The sequence below is a fragment of the Pirellulaceae bacterium genome, assembly GCA_029243025.1.
Lineage (GTDB): Bacteria > Planctomycetota > Planctomycetia > Pirellulales > Pirellulaceae.
In genome coordinates this window covers 123,986-131,122 of sequence record JAQWSU010000047.1, presented here as the reverse complement: position 1 = coordinate 131,122, position 7,137 = coordinate 123,986, and the positions used below count along the sequence as shown (strand labels likewise).

Annotated in this window: 3 protein-coding genes and 1 pseudogene; 2 read left to right on the top strand and 2 right to left on the bottom strand. The window is 50.4% G+C overall.

Annotated features, from left to right (window positions below; translation table 11 throughout):
- On the top strand, positions 1-1,831 hold a 1,831-nt coding region (locus P8N76_23700), incomplete at its 5' end, for a PEP-CTERM sorting domain-containing protein (GenBank protein MDG2384693.1).
- A gap of 194 nt (positions 1,832-2,025) precedes the next feature.
- Here the strand turns inward: P8N76_23700 and P8N76_23695 are convergent.
- Entirely contained in the window at positions 2,026-2,937 is a 912-nt protein-coding gene (locus tag P8N76_23695; GenBank protein MDG2384692.1) for a sulfotransferase family 2 domain-containing protein, read from the bottom strand.
- Positions 2,938-3,552: 615 nt separating this feature from the next.
- On the opposite strand from P8N76_23695, the gene P8N76_23690 reads away from it, so the two are divergent.
- Positions 3,553-4,569, top strand: coding sequence for a nucleotidyltransferase domain-containing protein (locus tag P8N76_23690; GenBank protein MDG2384691.1), 1,017 nt, complete (start codon positions 3,553-3,555; stop codon positions 4,567-4,569).
- Positions 4,570-6,067: 1,498 nt separating this feature from the next.
- Here the strand turns inward: P8N76_23690 and budA are convergent.
- Positions 6,068-6,912 (bottom strand): annotated as a pseudogene (gene budA / locus P8N76_23685) (acetolactate decarboxylase).
- Positions 6,913-7,137: the final 225 nt, after the last annotated feature.

Below are 7,137 nucleotides of genomic sequence, written 5' to 3'. Positions count from 1 at the left end.
AGTCAAAAAAGTTAGCCTTTACGTTTTCGTTTTTGTCATGACATTTACTTCCTATTGTCAGGCGGAGTTGAGTGTTGTAGATGGCTTATCCTTGTGGTTGGATGCGACGGATGCGTCGACCTTATTTAAGGATGACAGTATGTCGATGCCGGCGACGATTGGTGATGAAGTTTTCGCCTGGGCCGACAAAAGTGGAAACGAGTTCCACGCCTATGCTGACTTCGATGGTCCTTTTTTGGAAGCTTCCGTCTTGGGTGGACAGAATGCACTTTCGTTTAACGGCGGTGCGGAGGGTTCCGGTCTCTTAGTTGATAGTGCTCTTGAGGTGTTGCGACCTTACTCAATCTTTCTGGCCCAGGAGTCGCTTTCGGCCGGCCGCACCTTGCAGAGTGCAACGGCCAACTGGTTGCATGGATCTTGGTCCGCTAGTTTTGCAAACTTCGCCGGTGGCTTTGTGGGCAGTGTTCCTGTTGAGTTCAACCGACCAGTTGTGATTGACGCCACGGGGACAATCGATGGTGATAGTACTTTTTTTATCAACAATCATGATGCCACGAATGATCCATCTCCGACGGGAAGTCCGGGACAACTGGCGTTGGGGAGCCTTGGGCAATTTGCGAACGAAGCCGCCTCGGCAATGATTTCCGAGGTGCTGGTGTATGATCGGGTGCTCTCCTCGTCTGAAATGACCTCTGTTCGTGAATACCTTTACGGAAAATACAGCACGTCTGATTTTGCTCCTGATTTGGGTGCGGAAAAGAATACGGTTTTGTCCGGAGCGTTGGGGACGTTCACTGGCGGTGACGAAGGCGAAGGGCTCGACCTCGTTGGCGACTTTGCCTACGCGTTGAACATTGGCGGGCTTGAGGCGGTTGTCGGGGATGTCGAGTTTGCAGAGGCAACCTTGGATCTGGACGATCCGCCTGGCGTCATTATCTCCAATGCAACAAGTGAGTTGCCAAGTTGGTTTCCAGCTAATTTTGGCGAATCCGACGACGATCTAGAGCTTGCCGGTGTCGTCGGATCGATCCGTTACGGCAGTGGCTTGTCCGTCGATTTAGATGTTGAAGCTGGACAGAGTTACAAGTTGCAGCTGCTATTTGCAGAAAATTGTTGTGATCGAGGATTTGACATTTTCATCGAAGGTGACATGGTCGTCGATAATCTCCATCTGCCTGATCTGCAGAATGGAATTCAAAACGGTGGTACCACCGCAGGCGTTTACTCGAATACGATTACTGCCACTGACGACTTGCTCACGATCGAGCTGGGTGGTGGAAACCCGCGTGCAGCGGATAATTTGCCGATTCTCAATGGTGTGACTTTAGAGCGAGTCGAAGCAGAGGGAATTGTCGGAGACTTCAACGCAGATGGTGTTTTGGATATCGCTGACATCAATCTACTGGTGACGGAATCGGCGAGCGGTGCGAATACGCCCTCCTTCGATCTCAATGCCGACAATCTCGTTAATGATGGTGACATCAACGTCTGGGTAAAAGATCTTAGTAATAGCTGGATTGGTGATGCCAACTTAGATGGTGAATTCAATAGTAGTGACTTGGTGGCTGTATTTACTCAAGCCAAGTACGAGCAAGATCAAGACGCTAATTGGGCTCAAGGGGATTGGACCGGTGACCTGCGCTTTGGTTCAAGTGACTTGGTCGCGGCTTTTGCAGATGCGGGATTCGAGCAAGGTCCACGTGCTCCTCAGGCTGAAGTCGTTCCGGAGCCATCAACGTTGGTGCTGGTGCTCCTTGGCCTTGGTCTGATCGGATCGCGTTTACGTTGTGCCAATGGCAATCACCGACCGGTTGACCGTCTCAGATCATAGGCAAAAACGATTCGTATTTGCCGCGATCGATGGTATCACGTTGTCTGGATACTTCGGTTTTCCAAGGCAAAAGAAAAGGTCGGTCGACAGATGCTGAGATACGGTCGTGGGAGAAATGGCCAATCTATTTCCATTCGCCCTAAGTGTTGCGACGAGCAGCCTGTTCCTGACCGCATGTCATCGGTTCTGGATCTTCAACGCCCCGCGCGCTGATGACTGGCAATGAGCCGCTTGATATTGCGAACAGGCGTGACCGCCCACTGGTGCCAGTGACGGTACCAGTGTTGGTTGTAATGCTGGGTGCGTTTGACGCTGATGTCAAATTCCGGTTGGAGGCTCGCAATCTGGCGATCGAAACGTTGTACCGCATGCGCATAGAGGTCGATGTCGAATGCGTTCCGGTCTTCGATCAATTGCCTTGCTTCGCTGGAAATTTCTAATTCTGCTTGCCTCGGGGGAGCGACGTTCCAAGGCATATACCCTTTCCGCGGCCAACGAAGGAGAATGCGGAGGAGTTCCACAGTCTCGTCAAATCGTTCGGTCAGTCCAACCGCCGCGTATTCTTGATCCATGTGGCGTTTGGCTGTTTGCAGATGTGCTTGATCGAGAGGGCCAATGTTAAGCGGAAGTCCGGCAAGCCGGCGTACCTGCCCATTCTCGAGTTCCGGAATCGCTCGCTTTTCGAGGATTTCAGGTAACGACATGCGCGTTGCCAGCTCGTGGTATCCGTTTTGTTTATCTCGTCGCATGTTGTTGTAAGCAGAGAGCACGCGTGACTTGGGATCTCGCAGCATCGAAATCATAATGGGATCAAACGGGAGTCGATTTCGAAGCTGATGGCTGCAATGTCCGCTGATGAAACGTATTGGGTACCCCTTGTGTTTATCTAGCGTGTTGACGACGTCGAAACCACCGTCCGATTCATTCCAGTTGATCTTGAGGTGCACCACGCGAGGGTCAACTTGCCCAGGAACTCTGCCGTAGATTTTCGCTGCTAATGCAAACAACGCGGTACCAGCGGTCTTGGGGACATGAACAAACAAAATCGGGGTCGCTGGAGATTTTCGATCGCGAGGCGGCGAAGGAATTCGTAATGAGCGATCCATGATAAGTCGACTTGGCAAGGTTGAGGTAGTGGAGAACCCTGGTGCTTCACTGTAACATGAGGTAAGGGCTATCTTCAAAAAAAATGCGATGAGAGATGATGGCGGGAACGAAAAGTAAGTCGGGTTCGGCCGCGTAATTCTGGCCGAATTGCAGTCTGTTAATTAATAGAAATCGGTGAGACCTAACCTTACCTTTGCTCGATAACCAACTTGCCGCCTGTGATGTATTGAACTGTGATGTATTGAACTGTGATGGCTAATGCAATTTTCTGCCGATCGAACTCTGTTCGCATTAAAAAATTGCGTAACGCCGATAGATATCGATCAACGGGTTTAAGAATTTAAGCACTGGTTCAATGGTTGAATTTCTTTACCTATTGGCGATGTTTCTGGAATTCTTCTGGAAATGGCGTAATATATTGACCGGTGGTAAAACTTCGAATTGCCGAAGTATCCGTTCAAATCGTGTTGGAATCGCGTTTCTGTGGCAAAGCTTAGTGGTAAACCTGGCGACGACATATGCTCCAGCAATTCGTACAAAGTACATGTCAGTTTCCGCTGTTCTCTCACAGCTATCGTGTCTTTTACTCGGTCGTACTCAATAGATTTCTTGCGATGGTCCGCAGGTTTTCTGTTGTCGAGTCTGTGATGCTGAAAGGTTCGTATGCTCGAAACGAGCATGTTGCGGGGATTAGTGATGTTGATTTGGCAATTGTTGTTCGCGACAACACCACATTCAGCGCAATGAGCGAACTCGCGAAATCGATAGTCGAATTCAAATGTGGGATGGTTCTCTCTTACTGTCCAATCGTCGGTGAAGTCGAGGTCTTTTCACGCGCAGATGTGATGAGCCCTATGTTCGAGTCATATTCGAGACGCTTTTCCTGGCGTCTCCTTTATGGGGAGCCAGTCCCGATTTCGAACCGTTTGTCTGTCGCAGCTGAGAGAATTTGGAGTCAATTCGGCAAGTTTGTATTTTTTCACACGGTTGCTCGCAACGTTGTTAGTCCATTTTCGCAGTTTAAACGGGATGTGGCCCTCGCTCGAACGCTCGATGTGCGCAACATACCGAACGATTACAGGGGCGCGCATATCGCCGTGATTCGACGTTTTGACGACCTGCTGGCACAGTTCGTCTCGCCGGATTCTTCGTATCCCGAACAGTTCGAAACAGACCATATTGGTCCTTTCACTGGGTGTGGTGATCCGGTCAAAAAACAATACGTGCTGGTCGAAGGATTTGAACTTCCCGCCAATGCTCGTGACTTTCTTGTCGATCGCAATCGAGGCCAGTTCTTCCCGCCAACCTTTGTCGGGCCCAATGCCATGCGATTCGTAATCGGCCCGTTTGAGGACTCTGGAAATCGAATGTGGTCAGAGATGAATCTTCAGACTATACGGTATCAATGGCGAGGTAGTTTGTTGAATCAACCCTCTGACGAGGGTTTTTTGGGGCGGTCGGCGTTCATTGATCTGATACGTTTCATTCGTGCACTCAAGCGGAATCCGCTAGTGTCAAACGACGGTTGGGTTGTTCCCGAGGTTCCTCTTGCAAATAACACGATTCCAGAAGACGACTTTCAGTCGCTTTTTGAGGTTCTCAGTTCGGTGAAATATCGAGAGACCGTTTGAAGGTCGGAGTCTGGTATTACCGCCTCTTTTTCCAGGCGATTGCTGATCCTCGCATCGCTGGCAAGATCCACTCATGATTAGGCGTTGGTCGCACCCGGTAACTAGTTTCTGGGCTAGGAGCGGAACGCCTGTCGCAGCCGGCAATTCAATGCGGACTTGAATCGTCTGCAGGCGATTGTCATTGGTCAGCTGGGTCGGAAGCTTGCTCGGCAGTGCCCTTCTGCTTGGATTCCGCTCCCGGTGCTTTCCAATCGGTCGCGAATGCTCGGTCGTTGACCAGGGACCATTGACGATTCGCCTCGAAAAGTGTTGAGCGGAATGGTTTGGGGCCAATCGTATGGCGGGGGAAACTACGAGAATACGAAGAGATTGGTAAGAGTTTCTTCAGGTAGTTGACTTTCTTTCTCAAATCCTGGTACACTGAAAAATGTGGCAGTAAGAAATACGGCATTGAAGTGTTTGGCTGTAAGACGCGCCGGTGGGGACCGATTTACTGTTTTACTGTAAACTGAACGAGGTTGTCGGTAGTTTAGGTTTTTCAAGCAGTGAACAGTGAGATTGATTTGTGGAATTGATGACGCTTTTGCCGTATTTTCTTCTGCTACCTTTCTTGGGAATCGTGACGTTTTATCTTGGGAAGGCATTATTGCCACGGATTTTGTGTGAATTGCGGAGGTCGCGACTGAGAAGGGTTCGCTGTCGCCAGCGGGAGGGGCTTCGAAGGTTGAGCGGTCTTTGGCGGAGTCGAGTGGAGAATTAGCTGGCTTGGGCGGCTAAATCCGTCTGCTAAGCGGGTTGCTGCGGGCCTGCCGGACGGGAGGTTTCTTGATTTGTTTTCGGTGTCTTGCAGCTTGGCTGCTGGAGCGGTAATCGGCCGCTGTGTTTTCTTGTAAGTCTTTTTTTTGAACGACTTGCGTTCTTGTTTTTCCGTTGGGTTGGGGGTTGGTTGTGACGTTTGTGCGCGTTGGTTGTGTCGCTGTTCGCGAGCCTTGTCATTTTTCGTTGATCTTCGTGGCGATGCGGTTTGGGGCTAATTAAAGTGGGGTTTAGCCACTGTAAGATGTAACGGATTGGCAAGGCGATACGGTACTATTTTCAGGTTGCGCCGGTTGTAGGGATTTTGCGGCCACCTCAGAACGTTGTTTGCGACCAGGGAGATACAAGCCATGATGACTCGAACCTCTTTTGCGATAGCTGCAGCCTGTTTTTTTCTCGCCGAACCTTGTCGCATTTTCGTTTTCTTTCGCCAGAACCAGTTGAAAAGGATCGCGTTGCACCATCGATGCGAGCGGCTTTGTGCCACGGAATTGCGTCTTGCAGCTGAAGCTGGCAGCAGCTCGGCCAGTGTGGCGATTCTTAACGGCTAATTAGCATTCTGGGTTTCAGAGCCTGTCGTGTTGTGCGACGGGCTTTTTTTTTGTGTGTGTGGATGCAATTCGTCAGGGCATGTCACGGGAGGTTGTGCGGGCGATGTTTGTTTTATCTCCGTTGCCCGAAATTATTGCGGTTCTTTTTTTGCAGCATCCAGGCCGTCTCCTGGGGCAGATTGCAAGTCGGTTTCAAGGAATTGTTTTGTTTCAGGGATGGCCAGGTGAATGTCCGTTTCCTGATGAAGGCTGATTTGGAGGGATTCGGCGCTGAGGTCAAACACGTGGCCGCCAAACGTTCTTGCGGTATTAATGAAATGAAAGTGATATCCAGGGACGCTAATCGCGGACGAATAGGCGGGGGACCAGAACCCGACGAGTGTGCCTTCGGCCCGGTCGGCATGAAATTTACTTTGGTGTTCGATTGCTTCGACCAGTTTCTCTCCTGGCTTGGCTTTGCAAGCAGCTCTCAACGATAGGCTGGTGAATATGCCATCCACACGGAAGCGACGAAGATGTTGTCCGACGGACGCAATTCGTCGAGCTGTGCCTGGAGTTGCTGGTAATTAAAGTCTTCTTTCAGTGCGAAGCTTTGGTCCGCAACAAATCTCGTAATTGTCGCGAAGGGGATCATTGCGTCATCTGGGGCGACTGCGGCTTTGCCCTTGGGGTGCACTTGAAAGCATTTTCCATCGAGCATCACCATTTCGCCGTCTAAGGAATCGAATGTTCCCAAGCCAAAGTCACCGTGCCGAAGTAGGTCTTTGACGCGAGTGCAGCCGCCAAACACGCCTTCGACGAGTGCTGAGCGAGTTGAGACTTGGAACAGAGAATGGTGCACGACGTCAAGTTCGTTCGCCAAGGCTCGTTCGACAATGTGTGAGATACTATCACCCGTTCGATTGTGCTCCGCTTGGAGTACTTTCCATAAAAATTGCGAGATACGACATTGCAAATTGGCCTGTTCTGATGACATGAAAAAGCCCCTGACGCGGTGATCGAATTTCGGATGGTCGGTATTTTATCCGGCAACGCAGAGCCATAGAATTCGGCTGATGAGCCGGTTTTCAATATCGCGTTGCCTTTCGTGGCGGCGATAATTGAAGTCAGTCTGCAGGCTGCTTCCATGTTTGGGGCGAGCGATTGGTTGATCTCTGGACCGTTTTTAAGGTATTGTTTTTCGTTACTCCTCCCTCGAAAC